This is a genomic window from Neohoeflea coraliihabitans (assembly GCF_019334345.1).
Lineage (GTDB): Bacteria > Pseudomonadota > Alphaproteobacteria > Rhizobiales > Rhizobiaceae > Pseudohoeflea > Pseudohoeflea coraliihabitans.
Window position 1 is genome coordinate 275,840 of sequence record NZ_JAHWQX010000003.1, and the last position, 19,888, is coordinate 295,727.

Genomic DNA, 19,888 nt, shown 5'->3' on the forward strand with positions numbered 1-19,888 from the left:
TGAACTGGTTTTGACCAAGATCGTCTTTCGCCCGAAGCGCTTTCGGTACGGGCGCTTGCGTGGCGTCCGGGTGGCCGGCAAGGGCGGCGCGCGTGGCGGGTAGACAGCGTTCAGGCGCGACGATAAAAGCGGCAGGCGCCGGGCCAGGGCCGATCCGGCGCACGATCATGCCGCCTCGGGGCCATCCGCGGGCCGCAGATGGTTCAGGCAGCATCAAGGGTTTTGCGATGAGTGGCGTAAACGAGATCCGGTCGGCTTTTCTCGACTATTTCAAGCGAAACGGTCATGAGGTGGTGGCTTCGAGCCCGCTGGTGCCGCGCAACGATCCGACATTGATGTTCACCAATGCCGGCATGGTGCAGTTCAAGAACGTCTTCACCGGGCTCGAGCAGCGGCCCTATTCGACGGCGGTGTCGTCGCAGAAATGCGTGCGCGCCGGTGGCAAGCACAATGATCTCGACAATGTCGGCTATACGGCGCGGCATCACACCTTTTTCGAGATGCTCGGCAATTTCTCGTTCGGCGATTACTTCAAGGATCGCGCCATCGAACTGGCCTGGGACCTGATCACCCGGGAATTCGGGATCGACAAGGACCGGCTGCTGGTGACTGTCTATCATACCGATGACGAGGCCTATGATCTGTGGCGGAAGATCGCCGGGCTGCCCGAAGATCGCATCATCCGCATTGCGACCAGCGACAATTTCTGGGCGATGGGCGATACCGGGCCGTGCGGTCCCTGCTCGGAAATCTTTTATGATCATGGCGATCATATCTGGGGCGGGCCGCCGGGATCGGCCGAGGAAGACGGCGACCGGTTCATCGAGATCTGGAATCTCGTCTTCATGCAGTTCGAACAGGTCAGCGCCGGCGAGCGGAACGCCTTGCCGCGCCCGTCGATCGATACGGGCATGGGGCTCGAGCGCATCGCGGCGCTGTTGCAGGGCAAGCATGACAATTACGACATCGACCTGTTCGTGCGGCTGATTGCCGCTTCGGTCGAGGCGACCGGCGTGCCGGCCGATGACCAGCATCGCGCCAGCCATCGCGTCATCGCCGATCATCTGCGCTCGGCGGCGTTCCTGATCGCCGACGGTGTGCTGCCGTCGAATGAGGGGCGCGGCTATGTGCTGCGCCGGATCATGCGGCGCGCCATGCGGCATGCGCAGCTGCTCGGGGCGCGCGATCCGCTGATGTATCGTCTCTTGCCGGTGCTGATTGCCGAGATGGGGCGCGCCTATCCCGAGCTTGGCCGCGCCGAAAGCCTGATCTCCGAGACATTGAAGCTCGAGGAAACCCGGTTCCGCAAGACGCTGGAGCGTGGCCTCGGGCTTCTCGAAGAAGCCAGCGGCAGCCTCGGCGAGGGCGACCGGCTGAGCGGCGATGTCGCTTTCAAGCTCTACGACACCTACGGGTTCCCGCTTGATTTGACGCAGGATGCGCTGCGCCAGCGCGGCGTCGAGGTCGATGTCAGCGGCTTCAAGGAGGCGATGGAGCGGCAGAAGGCCGAGGCGCGCGCGAACTGGTCGGGCTCCGGCGATGCGGCGACCGATGCCATCTGGTTCGGATTGCGCGACCGGCTGGGGGCCACCGAATTTCTCGGTTACGACAGCGAGACCGCCGAGGGCGTCATTACGGCCTTGGTGCAGGATGGCGGTGAGATCGAGAGCACCGGGGCCGGCGCAACGGTCGATGTGATCGTCAACCAGACACCGTTTTACGGGGAATCCGGCGGCCAGGTCGGCGATGCCGGAACGATCTCCGGCGAGGATTTCAAGCTTGAGGTGCGCGATACGCAAAAGCGCGGCGAGGGGCTGTTCGTCCACCACGCGCGGGTGATCGAGGGGACCGTGACGGTCGGCGCCACGGCAACACTTTCGGTCGACCAGGCACGGCGTTCGAAGATCCGCGCCAATCATTCGGGGACGCATCTGCTGCATGAGGCGCTGCGTGAGGTTCTCGGCTCGCATGTGGCCCAGAAGGGCTCGCTGGTGGCGCCCGAGCGGTTGCGCTTCGATGTCTCGCATCCGAAGCCGATGACGGACGAGGAACTGCGCGAGGTCGAGGCCATGGCCAATGAGATCATCGAGCAGAACAGCCCGGTGACCACGCGCCTGATGGCGGTTGACGAGGCGATCGAAGAGGGCGCCATGGCGCTGTTCGGCGAAAAATACGGCGACGAGGTGCGCGTCGTGTCGATGGGCACCGGGGTGCGCGGCGAGAAGGCCAATCGGCCCTATTCGATCGAGTTGTGCGGCGGCACGCATGTCAAGGCCACCGGCGATATCGGCCTGTTGCGGGTGCTGTCCGACAGCGCGGTCAGCGCCGGCGTGCGGCGCATCGAGGCGCTGACGGGGGCGGCGGCGCGCGCCTATCTCGACGAGCAGGATCGGCGCGTGCGCCGTCTGGCCTCGATGCTGAAGGTGGGACCGGACGATCTTGTCACGCGGGTGGAAAGCCTGGTCGACGAGCGCAAGAGGCTGGAACGCGAACTCAGCGAGACCAAGAAGAAGCTGGCTCTCGGCGGCGGCGGCAGCGGTTCGGAGAGCGAAACGATCGCCGGGATCGGCTTTCTCGGCAAGGTCGTCGATGGCGTGCCGGCCAAGGAGCTGAAGGGGCTCGTCGATGCCGGCAAGCAGAGCCTGGGGTCCGGCGTTGTCGTCTTCATCGCGCGCGGGGAGGACAACAAGGCGAGCGTGGTGGTCGGCGTCAGCGATGATCTGACCGAAAAGGTCAGCGCGGTGGATCTGGTGCGCACGGCGTCTCAGGCGCTTGGCGGCAAGGGCGGCGGCGGGCGGCCAGACATGGCGCAGGCCGGTGGCCCGGATGCTGGCAAGGCGGAGGCGGCGCTGGAGGCGGTCAAGGCGCAATTGGCGGCGCTGCCCGGCGCCTGACGGATCGCGGCAATGCTGAAAGCCGCAGCAAGCCGGATTATTTCAGAACAGCAAGATTTATGTATCCTGCGCGTGGTTGTGTGCTCTTCGTGACAACGTGAAGGCGGGTAAATCATCGTGGACAAGCCGGTCAGATCCGATCATCGCGGACGTTTCGCCCGGGTCTCCGGGTCTGGTCTGCGTGCTGCGCGATCTGACGCCAGGGGAGCTAAAGCTTGCCCATGTTCTGTTGCACACGTTGCTGGCCGAGGTCGAGTCGAAGCTGATGAAAATCACGGATTCAATTGACGCGGATCGATTAGATGAAAGTCGCTTGGTCCGAGCGCGACCATCCCTCGTCGACAAGGTTTGCGAAAAATAATCCTGCAAGCCTCCGATCGGCACCTCCTGGCTAACTAAATAGCCATACCCCACACCCTACGTGGGCCTAGAAAGGAGGAATAAATGCCTATTAAACAAATTATAATTGTATTGTTAAAGTTAATACTCGTATTAATTGAGTAACATCCGGCGGGGGCTTCAGCCCCCTTTTCGCCATGTTTCGAGAAAAACCAAGGATAAAATAAAGCGGTGCTGACGCACACCGGCCCCTATGCGGAATTGCACAAGGCCTACCGGTTTTTGTTCGGCAACTGGCTGGTGGAAAGCGGCGAGAACCCGAAGCGTGTGCCGGCCTTCGAGCGCTATCTCAACACGCCGGCCGATACGGCGCCGCAAAACCTTGAAACCGAAATCATGGTGGCTCTCGTCTGAGAGGTGCCGCTAGCCGGGGCCCTACCAGGGCTGCGGCGGCTTGTGCTGGCCGTGGGTGCGATAAAGCTGCCATCCGGTGATGCTGGCAATGGCAAGGAAGAGGAGCGCCAGGGAGGCGTTGCCGAGCGCCTCGGCGAGCGTTGCGATATTGCTGGAAAAGACATGGCCGAGGCCGAGATACAGGCTGACCCACAGCAGCTCGCCGGCGACATCCCAGAGCGTGAAGACCGGCCAGGTCATCGATGCGGCACCGGCGGCGACATTGATCGGCGGGCCGAGCGGCGTGAACAGCCAGCGGCTGAGAAAAACGCTGAGCCAGCCCCAGCGGTCGAGGCTCGGGCGGGCCCTGCGCATGGCGGCATGGATGCGGCGGCTCCAGCGGGTCGATGTGCCGGCAAGACGCGATGAGAGAAGGCGCCCGACGGCATAGCCGGCCTGGTCGCCAGCCACGCAGGCTGCGACGCACCAGATCAGGGCGGTCAGGAGACTGGTATCGCCCTGGGCCGCCAGCGCTCCAGCCATCAACAGGACGAAGGATGTCGGCAACGGCACCCCGAACTGGCCAAGCGCCAGGAGGAGGGCGGCCGCCGGCAACCCGTAATATTCGAAAAGCGGCAGTGCGGCGTCGATCATGGGGACGCGCCGGGCGGCGGATCTTGTCGCCGCGTGCCGAGCAGGGGCGGTGGCCTCGGAAGGCCGGTGCCGGCCTCAGGGTTGTCCTGACGCCACTGCAGAATGGCGTCCAGCACGGTCTGACGCAGGGTCTCGAACGGCACGTTTCGCTCCCGCGCGATCTCGACGAGCATGCGATGGTCGCGCACGTCCGGCGGCAGCTCGATGGCCTGGTGGATGACCTGCGGCGGCAGGCGATAGGAATGGGAGACGTAGCGAACGGTCATCCATCCCTCGATCGGCTCCTCGTAATGGTTGTGCCAGTAGATGAAGAAGGCGACCGCGCGCAGCGAGAAGAAGATGGCGAAGGCGAGGGCGATGACGAAGGTCGCGGTCAGCCACCGGTTGGACCGCCACAGGGCCATGAATGTGGCGCTTAGCCGCCGCATCGGTCTGCTCCTTTGCGCTTACCTCGGCGGCAAGCCTGCCACGCCGGCCGGGTAATAAAAAGGGCGCGAATACCATCCGCGCCCCTTTCGGGTTTCTGATTATGGGGCAGCAATGCTGCCGGGCCTGTCGGTCAGGCCATCGCCTTTTGCAGGTTCTCGTCGACCTTGTCGAGGAAGCCGGTGGTCGACAGCCAGGGCTGATCCGGACCGATCAGCAGCGCCAGGTCCTTGGTCATGAACCCGCTTTCGACGGTGTCGATGCAGACCTTTTCGAGGGTTGCGGCGAAAGCGGCCAGTTCCTCATTTTCATCGAGCTTGGCGCGGTGCGCCAGACCGCGGGTCCAGGCAAAGATCGACGCGATCGAGTTGGTCGAGGTTTCCTCGCCCTTCTGATGCTGGCGATAGTGGCGGGTCACGGTGCCATGCGCCGCTTCCGCCTCGACGGTCTTGCCGTCCGGCGACATCAGCACCGAGGTCATCAGGCCGAGAGAGCCGAAGCCCTGGGCGACGGTGTCGGACTGCACGTCACCATCATAGTTCTTGCAGGCCCAGACATAGCCGCCGGACCATTTCAGATTGGAGGCCACCATGTCGTCGATCAGCCGGTGTTCGTACCAGATGTCGGCTTCCTTGAACTTGGCTTCGAATTCCTTCTCGTAGATCTCCTGGAAGATATCCTTGAAGCGGCCATCATAGATTTTCATGATGGTGTTCTTGGTCGACAGATACACCGGGACCTTGCGCTGCAGGCCGTAATTGAGGGAGGCGCGGGCGAAATCCTCGATCGACTTGTCGAGATTGTACATGCCCATGGCGATGCCGGCGGCCGGGGCATCGAAGATCTCGTATTCCTGCTCCTTGCCGTCCTCGCCGACGAATTTCATGAACAGCTTGCCCTTGCCGGGAAAGCGGAAATCGGTGGCGCGGTACTGATCGCCGAAAGCGTGACGGCCGACGATCACCGGCTTGGTCCAGCCGGGGACGAGGCGCGGCACGTTCTTGCAGATGATCGGCTCGCGGAAGATAACGCCGCCGAGAATGTTGCGGATGGTGCCGTTCGGCGAGCGCCACATCTTTTTCAGGCCGAATTCCTCGACGCGCGCCTCGTCCGGGGTGATGGTGGCGCATTTGACGCCGACGCCGTATTCGGCGATCGCATGGGCCGCATCAATGGTGACCTGATCATCGGTGGCATCACGGTGCTCCATGCCGAGATCGAAATATTTGAGATCGATGTCGAGATAGGGGTGGATCAGCTTGTCCTTGATGAATTGCCAGATGATCCGCGTCATCTCGTCGCCGTCGAGTTCGACGACCGGGTTGGCAACCTTGATCTTGGCCATGAAAAGCTCCGCTTTCGTTTCAATGAGGGAGACCGGAGGGGCACCCCGGCACGATTTTGCAGCCCTATAGCACCCTGCGCGGCAAGTGCAAAGGAGCGGGGGCCACTTCCACAGGGACGGCCCCGGGGCCCGCACCGGGGGCCTGCCCCAGTGCCTGCCGCGATGCCTGCCGCGATGCTGCGCGCTCGTCGCGGGGTTTGCCTGCTTTACCGGTGCAGCGGGACTGGATAAAAGCGGCGCATGGCAGGCACAGACAAGAACAAGGCGCTGATCGCCGAGGGTCCGGCGATCATTTTGGCGGAGCCGCAGCTCGGCGAGAATATCGGCATGGTGGCGCGGGCAATGGCCAATTTCGGGCTGGCCGATCTGCGCCTGGTGCGGCCGCGCGAAGGCTGGCCGAATGCCAAGGCCGCCAGCGCCGCCTCGAATGCCAATCATGTCATTGCCGCAACACGGGTGTTCGACACGCTGGAGGCGGCGATCGGCGACCTGAATTATTGCGTGGCGACGACGGCGCGGGCCCGCGATGGCTTCAAGCCGGTTTTCGGGCCGGTGGAGGCAAGCCGCGATCTGCGGCGGCGCCACGAGACGGGCGAACGGATCGGCATCCTGTTCGGTCGCGAGCGCACCGGACTGAAAAACGAAGAGGTCGATCTGGCCGATGCCATCGTCACCTTTCCGGTCAATCCGGCCTATGCTTCGCTGAACATCGCGCAGGCCGTGCTTCTGATGTCCTATGAGTGGCTGAAATCGGGGCTCGGGACGGAAGCGGCGACACCGTTCAGCGGCCCGGCGCGGCAGCCGGCGCGCAAGGACATGCTGGTGAAACTCTTCGATCAGCTGGAGCAGGCCCTGGAAGCGCGCAATTATTTCCGCTCGGCCAACAAGAAGCCGAAAATGATCTCCAATCTGCGCGCCGTGCTGACCCGGCCGGAGTTCTCGCAATCAGAGATCGATGTGTTGCGCGGGGTGGTGCGGTCGCTCGACGGCTTCATGCGGCGCGACGGGCAAATGCGATTGGGTGGTGACGCGCCAGGTGATGCGGCAGGTGATGCGGGCGGCGAGCGCGAGGCGGTGGCGCGAGGCGATGACTGAGGCACCGATCCTGATCTTTGATAGCGGCATTGGCGGCCTTGGCGTGTTGCGCGAGGCGCGAGTGCTGATGCCGACGCGGCGCTTTGTCTATGCGGTCGACGATGCCGCCTTTCCCTACGGTCCGTGGGAAGAGAACGCACTGAAGGCGCATTTGATCGCGCTGTTCGGCCGATTGATCGAGGCGCACCGGCCGGAGATCAGCGTGATTGCCTGCAACACCGCGTCCACCCTGGTGATCGACGCCTTGCGCCAGGCCTATCCGGGCGAAACCTTTGTCGGGACGGTGCCGGCGATCAAGCCGGCGGCGGAGCGCACGCGCAGCGGTCTTGTTTCGGTGCTGGCAACGCCCGGCACGGTGCGGCGGCAATATACGCGCGATCTGATTCGCGATTACGGGGGCCAGGTGCATGTGCGGCTCGTCGGCAGCCAGACGCTGGCCGGTCTGGCGGAGACCTATATGCGCAGCGGCCATGTCGACGAGGCGGCGGTGCATCGGGAGATCGAACCCTGTTTTGTCGAGCAGGACGGCCGGCGCACCGATATCGTCGTGCTGGCCTGCACGCATTATCCGTTCCTGGCCAACCGAATGCGCAAGACGGCGCCGTGGCCGGTCGACTGGATCGATCCGGCGGAAGCGATTGCCCGGCGGGCACTTGCGGTATCGCAGCAGACGCCGGAGCCCGTTCTGGCGCCGGCTGACAATGAACGCATCTTCGACAGGGCGGTTTTCACCACCGGCCGGCCGGATCCGGCGCTCATCCGCCTGGTGCGCGGCTTCGGGCTGATCGCCGATGCGTCGCGGCCCTGAAGGCTGCACTGAACGGAGCGCTTGCGGCGAAAGTCGATGCTCGGCGGGGTTTACCGCGCCGGCCGGACTTGGCAGTCTGAATGCGGGCCGTCATAACCGGTCTCCGAGAGGCCGCGGGGCGCGTTGCGATCGCCAGGTCGCGGCGGGCGCTCAGTCCGGGGAGGGACGCGGAAGGCGATGACAGATTTCGACCTTCAGTGCGACTATCTTGTCGTCGGTGCCGGCACCGCGGGCTGCGCGCTGGCCAATCGGCTCAGCGAGGATCCGCGCAACCAGGTGGTGCTGCTCGAAGCCGGCGGCCGCGACACCTATCACTGGATCCATGTTCCCATCGGCTATCTGTATTGCATCGGCAATCCGCGCACCGACTGGTGCTACAGGACCGCCGCCGAGCCGGGCTTGAACGGCCGTTCGCTGGGGTATCCGCGCGGCCGGGTTCTCGGCGGCTGCTCCTCGATCAACGGCATGCTGTATATTCGCGGCCAGGCGGCTGATTACGACGGCTGGCGGCAGATGGGCAATGTCGGCTGGGGGTGGGACGACGTTCTGCCCTACTTCAAGAAGTCCGAGGACTATGTTGACGGCGCCGACGCAGCGCATGGGGCGGGGGGCGAATGGCGCGTCGACCGGCAGCGGCTGCGCTGGGATATACTCGATGCGTTCAAGGCGGCCTGCGTGGCGGCCGGCATTCCCGAAAGCGATGATTTCAACCGCGGCGACAATTTCGGTGCCGGCTATTTCAAGGTCAACCAGAAGGGCGGCTGGCGCTGGAACACCGCCAAGGCATTTTTGCGCCCGGCGCGCCGGCGCCGCAATCTCAGGGTGCTGACCGAGGCACAGGTGGGGCGCCTGCTTTTCGATGGAAAACGCGCCACGGGCGTCGAGTTGCTGCGCGAGAGTGGCATCCGGCGCATTCAGGCCCGGCGCGAGGTGATCCTTTCCGCCGGCGCCATCGGTTCGCCGCATCTGTTGCAATTGTCGGGCATCGGGCCGGGGGCGATGCTGGCGGCGGCCGGGATCGACGTGGTGCACGAGGCAGCCGGGGTCGGCGGCAATCTGCAGGATCACCTGCAATTGCGCTGCGCCTTCCGTGTCGAGAATGTCGCGACCCTGAACATGATGGCCTCGACCCTGTGGGGTAAGGCGATGATCGGCCTCGAATACGCGCTGAAACGCTCGGGGCCGTTGTCGATGGCGCCGAGCCAGCTCGGCGTTTTCGCCCGCTCGGCCGAGCATGTCGCGACGCCGGATCTCGAGTTTCACGTGCAGCCGCTGTCGCTCGATGCCTTCGGGGAGCCGCTGCACGATTTTCCCGCTTTCACCGCCAGCATCTGCCATTTGCGGCCGGAAAGCCGCGGCACGGTGGGGCTGGTCGACAGCGATCCGCGCACGCCGCCGCGCATTGCACCCAATTATCTCGCCACCTCCGGGGATCGGCTGGTCGCCGGGCGGGCCATAAGGCTGGCGCGGCACATCGTTGCGCAACAGCCCATGCAGCGCTACCGGCCGCGCGAGATCAAGCCGGGGGCGGAATTTCAGAGTGAACCCGAGCTGGCGCAGGCGGCCGGCGATATCGGCACAACGATCTTCCACCCGGTCGGCACGGCGCGCATGGGCGCCGATCCGCAGGCGGTTGTCGATCCGCAATTGCGCGTTCGCGGCGTTGACGGATTGCGCGTCGCCGATGCGTCGGTGATGCCGTCGATCACCTCCGGCAACACCAATGCGCCGACGCTGATGATTGCCGAAAAGGCAGCTGACATGATCCTCGCGGCAGCGCGCTGAGCGTTATGCGCTGAAGCGGCGAATTGTTTCGGCGGCCACCTGCGCCTCGCTTTCGAGCGTCATCGAGCGCACCAGTTGCTGGCCGTTGCGGGCGATTTCCTCGGCTTCGGCGGGATGGGCGCGCGCCCAGGCGAGCTTTTCGCCAAGATCGGCCATGTCGGCGCGGACGGGCACGTAGTGGATGCCGGACTTCAAGCGGTCATAATACCATTGCCGGTAGCCGAACTGGCTTTCGACCTTGAGCACGCAGCAGCCCAGATGCATGCGGGCGATCATGTTCGACCAGGTGTTGGTGTGGCCATCGATATCGATAGCAAAGCGATCATTGATCCAATCTGCCTCCGGAATGGGCGTGCCAAGAAGTCCATGATAGCGATAGACGGAGCGCATGTGCTGTTTTTCGGTGGCGGCGAACAGGCAATCGGTGTCCGGTAGTGTCGCGGCTATGGTGCACATGCGAATGCGCGGCTTGACCGTCGGATCTGCGGCGTGCTCTAGGCCGAAGGCACAACGGCCGGCGCTGGTGTCGGTGCCGCGCCAGCGCAGGGTCTGCCGGCGATCGCGCCACGGATGCGTGGCGGCATCTGCAACGGCGCGCAGGTGTGCGAAATTGTCGGTTTCGAGGAAGTAGGGATCGGGCAGCAAGCCGACATCGGGGCGAGCGGTGGAAAATCCGAGGGGGGCGGCGTAAACGTCGTTGCCATCAGAAAGATCGACATGAATCCGGTCGATATCTTCCGGACACAGCGTCATCAGGCGGACCATTGCCGTTGTGCGATGGATCATGGCCGGTACGTGCGTGTCAGGGAATCGCGAGCGGAAATCCAGTTCCAGGCGATGTCCCTTGCGGCGCATGTCGAGTATCAACGGGAAGGGAGATTGCCGGGAATAACGGATTCGCAGGGACGGTGCCCCGCCCGGATAGCTGCGCAATCTGCGCCAGACGCGGCGCCTGATCTTCAAGCCGAGTGCAAGGGTCCGAAACTGGTCGGCGAAATCGGTCATGCATCTGCGTTTTCTGATGGAATTCGGGCGGGCTTTGCTGCCTTGGTCTTTAGCTTCCCGCCCGGTCCTTGTCGAGGCTGCGCTTGACAGTCTTGCCAGCGAAGCGCTATAGGCCGGCGGTCTTCCCGTCGGGCAGACACACGTGTCCCGTGGGCAATCATCACAAAGCGTGCGTGATTTGCCCTGTCAGGTTTCAGATAGAAACCAGAGGAGGGCGCGTTTCCCTTAAACCGGCTTGGCAACAGGCCGGTTCAACTTGTTGAGAGGAAATGCGATGAGCAAGCGCCAATCGTCCAAGCATAAACTTGATCGCCGTATGGGCGAAAACATCTGGGGTCGGCCGAAGTCTCCGGTCAACCGCCGCGAATACGGTCCGGGCCAGCACGGTCAGCGCCGCAAGAGCAAAATGTCCGATTTCGGCGTGCAGCTGCGCGCCAAGCAGAAGCTGAAGGGCTATTACGGCGATATCCGCGAGAAGCAGTTCCGCGGCATCTTTGCCGAAGCCGATCGTCTAAAGGGCGATACGCCGGACAATCTGATCGGTCTTCTGGAATCGCGTCTGGATGCGGTGGTGTATCGCGCCAAGTTCGTTCCGACCGTATTTGCCGCGCGCCAGTTCATCAATCACGGCCATGTGAAGGTGAACGGTCGCCGCACCAATATTCCGTCTTTCCGCTGCAAGCCGGGCGACGTCATCGAAGTGCAGGAAAAGTCGAAGCAGCTCGGCATCGTGCTCGAATCGGTGCAGCTCGCCGAGCGCGACGTGCCGGAATACATCGATGCGGATCACAACAAGATGACGGCAACCTACACCCGGGTGCCGAATCTCGCCGAGGTGCCTTACCCGGTGGTGATGGAGCCGAATCTGGTGGTCGAATTCTATTCGCGCTGATCGCCCGCCGAACGATCAAGAGTTTCGAAGCCGCCTTTCGGGGCGGCTTTTTCTTTTGTGGTCAGCGCTGTAACACTGACCGCCTTGAACGGAGCGAAACAGATGGACAAGCAGGTCGAGGCGCAGGACGCGCGGTTTGGAGCGCCTGACGTGCCGCAACAATTGTCTGTCGAGGATGGCGGCAATGAACGGGTGCAGACCGGTGACGGGCCGTCACTGCTGGCCGGCGCGCCGTCGACCGTCGCGTTCAACAAGCTGCGCAAGCGGCTGGTGCGGCAAGTGCGGCAGGCGATTGACGATTTTGCCATGCTGGCGACCCCTGAGGCTGCCGGACCAGCCGGGGCGAGACCGCGCAAATGGCTGGTGGCGCTGTCGGGCGGCAAGGATTCCTACGGATTGCTGGCGGTGCTCAGCGAGTTGCAGTGGCGCGGACTGCTGCCGGTCGAACTGATTGCCTGCAACCTCGATCAGGGGCAGCCGAACTTTCCCAAGCATGTGCTTCCCGATTATCTGGAAAAGCACGGGATTGCGCATCGCATCGAGTACCGTGACACCTATTCGATCGTCACGGAAAAAATCGCCGAGAACGCCACCTATTGTGCGCTGTGCTCGCGGTTGCGGCGGGGGCATCTCTACCGCATCGCGCGCGAGGAGGGCTGCGAAGCGTTGGTGCTGGGGCATCATCGCGACGACATATTAGAGACCTTCTTTCTCAATTTCTTCCACGGCGGGCGCCTTGCGGCAATGCCGCCGAAGCTCCTCAATGATGATGGCGATGTGATGGTCCTGCGGCCTCTCGCCTATTGTGCGGAAGAGGATCTGGCGCGCTTTGCCGAGGCGCTGGCGTTCCCGATTATCCCCTGCGATCTGTGTGGCTCGCAGGACGGGTTGCAGCGCAATGCCATGAAGGCGATGCTCGGCGACATCGAGCGGCGCATGCCGGGGCGAAAGGACACGATGATCCGGGCTCTCGGGCATGTCCGCGCCTCGCATCTTCTCGACACCAGCCTGTTCGATTTTGCGGCTCTTGGCGGCGGTTCTCGATAAAGCAGGCGCACACAAAGAGTGACGGCGGCTCGCCTTGCATTTATCTGCGCGCCGAATAGGTTTCTCTTTGACTTTACAGGAGCAGATCTGGTGAGCGGCATTTTCAGTTTCTTCAAGTCGGTGCTCGGTACCGGCGATCGGGCGGCGTCTTCCGGCGACGGTCAGACGAGCGGGCGGCGGGAGATCTACAAGGATCACGAGATCGTTGCGCAGCCGATTTCCGAGGGCGGCCAATTCCGTGTGGCCGGCAGCGTCATCTCGCCGGAGGGCAAGGAGCACAATTTCGTGCGCGCCGACATGTTTTCATCGCGCGAAGACGCGGAAGCGACGGCGTTGCAGAAGGGTCAGCGCCTGGTCGATGAAATGGGCAGCCGATTGTTCGCGGAATAAGTGCCTGACTGCAGCGGGCGGCCGGACCTTGGATAAGGCCCCGCCGCCGCACATGGTCCCAAACATCTCAGGCGTCTTGAGCAGGCGTGCCGATCAGGCGCCCTAATCCGATTTCTTTTCGGGCAGATCCTTGCGGTCCGTCTCGGCAAAGTCCTCAAGCTGCGATTCCGACATCGAATCGTACATGTCCTTCGAGGCGCCCTGCAGATCCTTGACCTTGGTATCGCCGCGTTTGGCGGACAGCGCCGCGCCGGCGGCTTTCTGCTGTGCTTTCGACTGAGCGGGCATGACAAAACTCCTTTCTCTGCGTGGTTTCGGTGAACGCGAGGGGGACGGGAGGGGTTCCCATCAGAATGCCAGCTGCGGAACAATTGCCGGTGCGACACGTTTTGCGGGCAATCCCTTCGGCGACTGATGAAAAGGAGCCATCCCATGGACAGTCCCCCCCTGCGCCAGCCGGGCCGCGAGCACGAGATGGACCGGGCCCCGGAACACGCACCACGCTATCGCGGATCGGGCCGCCTCGACGGCAAGGTGGCGCTGATCACCGGCGGCGATTCGGGGATCGGACGCTCGACCTCGATCCTGTTTGCGCGCGAGGGCGCCAAGGTGGCGATCGTGTACAAGAACGAGGACCGGGATGCCGAGGAAACCGTAGGGATGGTGGAGGCTGAGGGGTCGCAAGCGCTCGCCATTCGCGGCGATGTCGGGGACAAGCTTTTCTGCCGCTCGGCGGTGCGCAAGGTGCTCGACAGTTTCGGGCAGATCGACGTGCTGGTGACCAATGCCGGCGAACAGCATGCGCAGGCGTCGCTTGAGGATATTTCCGAAGAGCAATTGCGCGGCACCTTCCAGACCAACATTTTCGGCTATTTCTTCATGGCGCAGGCGGCACTGCCGCATCTGAAGGAAGGCGCAACCATCATCTGCACCACTTCCGTGACGGCCTATCGCGGTCAGGACCTGCTCATCGACTATTCCTCGACGAAAGGCGCGATTCTCGCCTTTGTGCGGGCGCTTGCACACAAGCTGGCGTCGCGCGGCATCCGCGTCAACGGCGTGGCCCCGGGTCCGATCTGGACGCCGCTTATTCCGGCGTCCTTCCCGCCGGACAAGATCGAAGGTTTTGGCGAGGACACGCCGCTCGGGCGGCCCGGTCAGCCCAACGAGGTGGCACCCAGCTTTCTGTTTCTCGCCTGCGAGGATTCGAGCTACATGACCGGGCAGGTGCTGCATCCGAATGGCGGCGAACCGATTTCCGGATAATCCCGCGCTGCCGGTGAGCCTCAGCCAAGCCCGACATTCGGGCGGTCGACGATCTCGCGCAGGGAAAAGCTCGAATTGATCTTCACCACATGCGGCAGGGCCGATAGCCAGTCGCGGTGGATTCGCTCGTAATCTTCGAGGTCTCGCGCTGCAACGCGCAGGATGTAATCGTATTCGCCGCTCATCAGATAACAGACGAGGATATTCGGACAGCGCTTCACCGCGGCCTCGAACTCCGCGAGGGTCTTGGTGAACTGTCCGGACAGGGAAATGTGCACGATGGCCATCATCGCATGGTCAAGCGCCTTGTTGGACACCCGCGCATGATAGCCCTTGATGACGCCGCTGCTTTCGAGAAGAGCCAGGCGGCGCGAGCAGGCTGACTGCGACAGGCCGACGCTTTCGGCAAGCGCGGCGTTGGAAATCCGGCCGTCCGACTGGAGCCGGCGCAGGATGGCGAAATCCTTCTCGTCGAGATCATGCATTGGTGCATCCTGCCATTATTTGCGCATTTGACGCAATGATGTGCGAAAAACCGAGGGTCTGCAATCCGAATTTGCAAGGACATTCGTTGCCAATCCTGATCGAATAGGCGGCAGTGACATCGGAAATGGTGTCGAACACATGCCAGATGGAGAGGATGGTCATGCGAGTCGGATGCCCCAAGGAGATCAAGAATCACGAATATCGCGTCGGTCTGACCCCCGGAGCGGTGCGTGAATATGTGGCGCACGGCCATGAGGTGATCATCGAGACGAAGGCCGGCAGCGGCATCGGCATGGATGACGGGGCCTACCAGGCGGCCGGCGCGCGAATTGCTGGCACCGCCAGGGAGGTGTTCGAAAAATCCGACATGATCGTCAAGGTGAAGGAACCGCAGGCGGCCGAATGGGCCATGCTGCGCGAAGGCCAGCTGCTGTATACCTATCTGCACCTCGCCCCGGATCCGGCTCAGACGAAAGGTCTTGTCGAATCCGGTGCGACAGCAATCGCCTACGAGACCGTCACCGATGCCCGCGGCGGCCTGCCGCTGCTGGCTCCGATGTCGGAAGTCGCTGGCCGCCTGGCGATCCAGGCCGGCGCCACGGCGTTGCAGAAGGCCAATGGAGGGCGCGGCATTCTGCTCGGCGGCGTCCCCGGCGTGCTGCCGGCGAAGGTGGCGATCATCGGCGGCGGTGTTGTCGGCTTGAACGCTGCCAAGATGGCCATCGGTCTCGGCGCCTCGGTGACCATACTCGATCGGTCCATCCCGCGTCTGCGCGAGCTCGACGACATTTTCAACGGCCGGGTCATGACCCGCTATTCGACGATCGAGGCGCTCGAGGAAGAAGCCTTTGATGCCGATGTGGTGGTTGGCGCCGTATTGATCCCGGGTGCCGCGGCGCCGAAGCTGGTCACCCGCGAAATGCTGTCCGGGATGAAGCGGGGGGCGGTGATCGTCGATGTGGCGATCGACCAGGGCGGCTGTTTCGAGACCTCGAAGGCCACCACTCACTCCGATCCGACCTATGAGGTCGACGGGGTCGTGCATTATTGCGTCGCCAACATGCCCGGCGCGGTGCCGATCACCTCGGCGCAGGCCTTGAACAACGCGACCCTGCATTACGGTCTGATGCTGGCGGACAAGGGGCTGGCGGCGCTGGCCGAAAACGAGCATCTGCGCGCCGGGCTGAATGTGCACAAGGGCAAGGTCACCAATCAGGCCGTGGCCGAAGCTCTCGGCTATGAGCTGAGCGAAGCGGCGGCGATCGTCAGAGCCGCCTGACCGGCTCTGCCCGAAGCCTCCTCCGGTCCGGCAACGGTCCTCCTTCGGGCAACATGGCCCGCCGATGGTTTCATTGGCGGGCCATTTTTCATGCGTTTTTGGAAGGCGGCGGTTCCGCACCTGCATCGCCGGCCTTGATTGCGGCAAGCAGTTCGGCATCGGATAGCGGCAGGATCATCGCCTCGCTCTGTCCGGTCGGGGTGAAGCCAAGTTTCTGGTACAGGCCAAGGGCGGCGGGATGATCGAGCGTATTGGTCGAGACCGTCATGCGTTCGATCGGCTCGTTCCAGGCCGTCATCATCGCCTGGCCAAGGAACCATTTTCCCAGGCCGAGACCGCGCGCTTCCTGCATCAGGCCGAAATAGACAAGATTGGTGGTCGCCGGATCGTCGCGGTTCAATTCGAACAAGCCAACCGGCGCGCCGTCCAGGCTGAGAACCCGGATCTCGACGCCGGGGGCATGCACCAGTGCTGCGAGTTCGCTGTCGCTGAGGCGCAACCGGTGCACCCAGTGCCAGTGCCGGCCGATCTGCCAGTAGAGATAGCGGTAAAAATGCAGCGGGATCTTCCTGGTGCGCAGCAAGGTGGCATGCAGGTTGATGGGCAGGGGCGGAACCCGGCGCGGCGGGCGGGCACATTCGAGCCAGGTCACCGTTGCCTTGCGCGCCGGCGGGCTTTCGGCCGAGACAGCATCCTTTGACCTGCGTGGGCCCCGGGCCATGTCAGTCGTCCCCGGTGGCCACGGCTGTGTCCTTCAAAGCGCCCCATTCCGACCAGGAGCCGTCATACAGCGTGACCCCGTCATGGCCGAGGGACTGCAGGGCAAAATTCAGCCCGGCTGCCGTCACCCCCGAGCCGCAGGTGGTCACCACCGGTTGCCTCAGATCGACACCGGCATTCTCGAATATTTCTCTCAGCTCGCTCAGGGAGCGGACCTTGCCCTGCTCGGACAGGCTGGAGATGGGAACGTTGCGGGCTCCGGGCATGTGGCCCGAGCGCATGCCCTGGCGCGGCTCCGGCTTGGCGCCCGTGAAGCGGCCATGCGAGCGGGCATCGACAATCTGCCGGTCGCCCTTTTCGACATGCGCCTGCATGTCGGTCAGGCTGGCGACCTGGCTGCTGCTCGCCGAAGCCGAGGGCTTGAACACCTTGAGGGCGGGAGACGGGGTGCCGCTTTCCACCGGCTTGCCGGAGGCCTTCCAGGCATCGAACCCGCCATCAAGCAGAAAGACGGACTGGGCGCCAAACAGGCGGAACAGCCACCAGACGCGGGGCGCGGCAAAGAAACCCGGACCTTCATAGACAATGATCGTGTCGGTGTCGGCAATGCCGAGCCGGCTGACTTTCTCGGCAAACACCGATGCTGGCGGCAGGGCATGCGGCAGCTTTGAGTCCGGATCGACGATGTCGTCCTGATCGAAGAAGACGGCGCCGGGAATGTGCCCGGCTGCGAATTCCGCATGCTGGTCGCGGCCGCTGCCGGGCAGATACCATGAGGCATCGACGATCGACAGATCGGCTGTTCCCAACCGCTCGGCGAGCCAGTCTGCTGAAACGAGGAAAGGACTTGTGTCGCTCATTGCATGCGATCCTGAAAATGGCGGTGGAAGAAGTCCGCCGCCTGGGTCTGTGAAACTTTCAATGGTCAGCTCGGCGCGGGACCAAACCGGATGCGGAAGCGGCGATTTTCGCGCCCCTTCTTTTCGATCTTGCCGATATGAATGTCGCCGATCTCGGCTGTCTCGCTGACATGTGTGCCGCCGCAGGGCTGGCTGTCTATCGCCGAATCCGCGCCGATGCAGACGAGGCGCATATGGCCGAGGCCGCGCGGCGGGCGGACATTTTTTGACTTGACCAGATCCGGATTGGCGTCGAGTTCCGCCTCGCTGATCCATCGGGTGAAAACCGGATGGTTGTCGCGGACAAGCTGCATCAGCCTTTCCGTGACTTCAGCCTTGTCGATGGTTTCGGCCATGTCGAAATCGACACGGCTGTCGGTTTCGCTGACCGATGCGCCGGTGATCGGGTGAGGGCAGACGACCGACAGCAAATGGCAGGCGGTGTGCATGCGCATCAGCCGGTGGCGGCGCTCCCAGTCGATGTGCAGCACCAGCTTTTCGCCGATCTCCGGCACCGGCTGGTCCTCCGCGGGGACATGCAGGATGTCAGCCTTGCTGTCGCCGGTGACCGTCGTTGCGATGGCAATGCGGTCACCATTGGCCCGTTCAAAGAAGCCGGTGTCGCCGGGCTGTCCGCCCGAGGTGGCGTAGAAACAGGTCTGGTCGCAGCGTATCGCACCGTCCGGCGTGATGCCGGTGACCACCGCTTCGCAGGTCGAGAGATAGGCGTCATCGGTAAACAGCGCGGTCATGTCTTGTCGTCCTCAGGCGGCCTTTAAAGCTGCACCGCTGTCGGCGCCGCATCATCATGGCGGGCAAGAGTGCCCGCCGCGGGATCGTATCTGCAAATCGGTGCGGAGGTCTATTCGACGTTTTCGAAGGGGACCGAGATGTCACTGCTTTCTGTCAGCCATGGCGGGACCGGCAGATCCTTGGAGGCGAGGAACTCGGGATTGAACAGCTTCGACTGGTAGCGGTTGCCGTAGTCGCAGAGCACGGTCACGATGGTGTGGCCGGGACCCAGTTCACGCGCCATGCGAATGGCGCCGCCGATATTGATGCCCGAGGAGCCACCCAGGCACAGGCCTTCATCCTGCACCAGGTCAAAGATCAGGGGCAGGGCCTCGCGGTCGGGAATGTTGAACACCATGTCGGGTGTGAAACCTTCGAGATTGGCGGTGATGCGTCCCTGGCCGATTCCCTCGGTGATCGAATTGCCGGACGAGGCGAATTCGCCGGTCGTGTAGTAGCTGTACAGCGCCGCGCCGTCGGGATCGGCAAGGCCGATCTTGATGTCGCGGTTCTTGGCCCGCAAGCCGTCGGCAACGCCCGCAAGGGTGCCACCGGAACCGACCGCACAGATGAAGCCATCGACCTTGCCGTCGGTCTGCTGCCAGATCTCGGCGGCGGTGGTCCGGACATGCGCCTGACGGTTGGCGACATTGTCGAACTGGTTGGCCCAGATGGCACCGTTCGGATCGCTTGCGGCCATCTGTTCGGCAAGACGCCCGGAGATGCGGACATAATTGTTGGGATTGCGATAGGGCACCGCCGGCACCTCGACCAGTTCGGCGCCCATCAGGCGTATCGCGTCCTTCTTTTCCTGGCTCTGGGTCTCCGGAATGACGATGACCGTGCGATAGCCGCGGCTGCGCGCCACCAGCGCCAGACCGATGCCGGTATTGCCGGCGGTCCCCTCGACAATGGTGCCGCCCGGCCGGATGGCGCCGCGCTGTTCGGCATCGCGTATGATCTCAAGGGCGGCGCGATCCTTGACCGATTGTCCGGGATTGAGAAACTCCGCCTTGCCGAGGATCGTGCAGCCGGTGGCTTCGGAGGCGGCGCGGAGCTTGATCAGCGGCGTGTTGCCAATGGCGCCTAGAACGGTGTCGAGCATGGTTCATTCCTGTTTACTGTCACCCCCGCGAGGGGCGCATTCTCACTATTGCATCAACGGTTGTGAAAGAAAATCGTTTCGCAATCGGGCGTCATCGCGGAAAATAAGACTTGCGGCCGCATATCTCGCGGAAAAGCACACCAGCTATTTCTGTTGCGAAGATCCTCGCCCCTCCGACTCAGCCTTGGATGACGCAAGCGGGGCAAGCGGAACCAAGCCAGTGTGACGCGGTTCTGCCCACATCACCCGTCAGAGTGCGTTTCGCACA

At 63.3% G+C, this 19,888-nt stretch carries 20 protein-coding genes; 10 read left to right on the forward strand and 10 right to left on the reverse strand.

Annotation, left to right across the window (positions count from 1 at the left end):
* Positions 1-227: 227 nt before the first annotated feature.
* Positions 228-2,894, forward strand: a complete 2,667-nt coding sequence (alaS, locus tag KY465_RS12375; RefSeq protein ID WP_219202016.1) for an alanine--tRNA ligase — start codon at positions 228-230, stop codon at positions 2,892-2,894.
* Positions 2,895-3,464: 570 nt separating this feature from the next.
* Positions 3,465-3,647 carry a GyrI-like domain-containing protein gene (locus KY465_RS12380; protein ID WP_219202017.1) on the forward strand — a complete coding sequence of 61 codons (183 nt, stop codon included), beginning with the start codon at positions 3,465-3,467 and terminating at the stop codon, positions 3,645-3,647.
* Positions 3,648-3,668: 21 nt separating this feature from the next.
* On the opposite strand, the gene KY465_RS12385 is transcribed toward KY465_RS12380, so the two are convergent.
* From KY465_RS12385 to KY465_RS12395, 3 genes are all read right to left on the reverse strand, one after another.
* Positions 3,669-4,280: a DedA family protein gene (locus KY465_RS12385; protein WP_219202018.1), complete on the reverse strand. Its 612-nt coding sequence runs from the start codon at positions 4,278-4,280 to the stop codon at positions 3,669-3,671.
* Entirely contained in the window at positions 4,277-4,708 is a 432-nt protein-coding gene (locus tag KY465_RS12390) for a hypothetical protein (RefSeq protein ID WP_219202019.1), read from the reverse strand. Before KY465_RS12390 ends, KY465_RS12385 begins: the two co-directional genes overlap by 4 nt.
* A 131-nt stretch (positions 4,709-4,839) precedes the next feature.
* The gene (locus tag KY465_RS12395; protein ID WP_219202020.1) at positions 4,840-6,051 is read right to left on the reverse strand and encodes an NADP-dependent isocitrate dehydrogenase; all 1,212 of its coding nucleotides are present in this window, start codon (positions 6,049-6,051) and stop codon (positions 4,840-4,842) included.
* A gap of 240 nt (positions 6,052-6,291) precedes the next feature.
* Between KY465_RS12395 and KY465_RS12400 the strand changes: the two genes are divergently transcribed.
* From KY465_RS12400 to KY465_RS12410, 3 genes are all read left to right on the forward strand, one after another.
* Positions 6,292-7,146: an RNA methyltransferase gene (locus KY465_RS12400; RefSeq protein WP_219202021.1), complete on the forward strand. Its 855-nt coding sequence runs from the start codon at positions 6,292-6,294 to the stop codon at positions 7,144-7,146.
* A complete protein-coding gene (gene murI / locus KY465_RS12405) occupies positions 7,139-7,954 on the forward strand; it encodes a glutamate racemase (RefSeq protein ID WP_219202022.1) in 816 nt (271 codons plus the stop codon). Before KY465_RS12400 ends, murI begins: the two co-directional genes overlap by 8 nt.
* 177 nt (positions 7,955-8,131) lie before the next feature.
* Positions 8,132-9,739, forward strand: a complete 1,608-nt coding sequence (locus tag KY465_RS12410) for a GMC family oxidoreductase (RefSeq protein ID WP_219202023.1) — start codon at positions 8,132-8,134, stop codon at positions 9,737-9,739.
* Between the two features lie 3 nt (positions 9,740-9,742).
* Here the strand turns inward: KY465_RS12410 and KY465_RS12415 are convergent, their stop codons facing one another.
* Positions 9,743-10,744, reverse strand: coding sequence for a glycosyl transferase family 90 (locus KY465_RS12415; protein ID WP_219202024.1), 1,002 nt, complete (start codon positions 10,742-10,744; stop codon positions 9,743-9,745).
* A gap of 274 nt (positions 10,745-11,018) precedes the next feature.
* Between KY465_RS12415 and rpsD the strand changes: the two genes are divergently transcribed.
* The 3 genes from rpsD (at position 11,019) to KY465_RS12430 (ending at position 13,073) form a co-directional block, all read left to right on the forward strand.
* The gene (gene rpsD, locus KY465_RS12420; protein WP_219202025.1) at positions 11,019-11,636 is read left to right on the forward strand and encodes a 30S ribosomal protein S4; all 618 of its coding nucleotides are present in this window, start codon (positions 11,019-11,021) and stop codon (positions 11,634-11,636) included.
* Positions 11,637-11,738: 102 nt separating this feature from the next.
* Positions 11,739-12,683 (forward strand): tRNA 2-thiocytidine(32) synthetase TtcA, encoded by a 945-nt coding sequence (gene ttcA / locus KY465_RS12425; protein ID WP_219202026.1) that lies wholly within the window; start codon positions 11,739-11,741, stop codon positions 12,681-12,683.
* A 90-nt stretch (positions 12,684-12,773) separates the two neighbouring features.
* Positions 12,774-13,073 (forward strand): HlyU family transcriptional regulator, encoded by a 300-nt coding sequence (locus tag KY465_RS12430; RefSeq protein WP_219202027.1) that lies wholly within the window; start codon positions 12,774-12,776, stop codon positions 13,071-13,073.
* Between the two features lie 102 nt (positions 13,074-13,175).
* Here the strand turns inward: KY465_RS12430 and KY465_RS12435 are convergent, their stop codons facing one another.
* On the reverse strand, positions 13,176-13,361 hold the full coding sequence (locus KY465_RS12435; RefSeq protein ID WP_219202028.1) for a DUF3008 family protein: 186 nt from the start codon (positions 13,359-13,361) through the stop codon (positions 13,176-13,178).
* A 144-nt stretch (positions 13,362-13,505) separates the two neighbouring features.
* Between KY465_RS12435 and KY465_RS12440 the strand changes: the two genes are divergently transcribed.
* Complete coding sequence (locus KY465_RS12440) at positions 13,506-14,339, forward strand: SDR family oxidoreductase (protein WP_255561647.1); 834 nt, start codon at positions 13,506-13,508, stop codon at positions 14,337-14,339.
* Between the two features lie 20 nt (positions 14,340-14,359).
* Here KY465_RS12440 and KY465_RS12445 read toward each other — a convergent pair whose 3' ends face one another.
* Positions 14,360-14,824, reverse strand: a complete 465-nt coding sequence (locus KY465_RS12445; RefSeq protein ID WP_219202029.1) for an Lrp/AsnC family transcriptional regulator — start codon at positions 14,822-14,824, stop codon at positions 14,360-14,362.
* Between the two features lie 161 nt (positions 14,825-14,985).
* Here KY465_RS12445 and ald point away from each other — a divergent pair, with 161 nt between their 5' ends.
* Complete coding sequence (gene ald / locus KY465_RS12450) at positions 14,986-16,104, forward strand: alanine dehydrogenase (protein WP_219202030.1); 1,119 nt, start codon at positions 14,986-14,988, stop codon at positions 16,102-16,104.
* Positions 16,105-16,192: 88 nt separating this feature from the next.
* Here ald and KY465_RS18685 read toward each other — a convergent pair whose 3' ends face one another.
* The 4 genes from KY465_RS18685 to KY465_RS12465 all read right to left on the reverse strand — a co-directional run bounded on the left by KY465_RS18685 (position 16,193) and on the right by KY465_RS12465 (position 19,620).
* Complete coding sequence (locus KY465_RS18685) at positions 16,193-16,825, reverse strand: GNAT family N-acetyltransferase (RefSeq protein ID WP_255561648.1); 633 nt, start codon at positions 16,823-16,825, stop codon at positions 16,193-16,195.
* 1 nt (position 16,826) lies between these two features.
* On the reverse strand, positions 16,827-17,684 hold the full coding sequence (gene sseA, locus KY465_RS18690) for a 3-mercaptopyruvate sulfurtransferase (RefSeq protein ID WP_255561649.1): 858 nt from the start codon (positions 17,682-17,684) through the stop codon (positions 16,827-16,829).
* 65 nt (positions 17,685-17,749) lie between these two features.
* A complete protein-coding gene (locus tag KY465_RS12460) occupies positions 17,750-18,475 on the reverse strand; it encodes an alanyl-tRNA editing protein (protein ID WP_219202031.1) in 726 nt (241 codons plus the stop codon).
* 110 nt (positions 18,476-18,585) lie between these two features.
* Positions 18,586-19,620 (reverse strand): cysteine synthase A, encoded by a 1,035-nt coding sequence (locus KY465_RS12465; protein ID WP_219202032.1) that lies wholly within the window; start codon positions 19,618-19,620, stop codon positions 18,586-18,588.
* Positions 19,621-19,888: the final 268 nt, after the last annotated feature.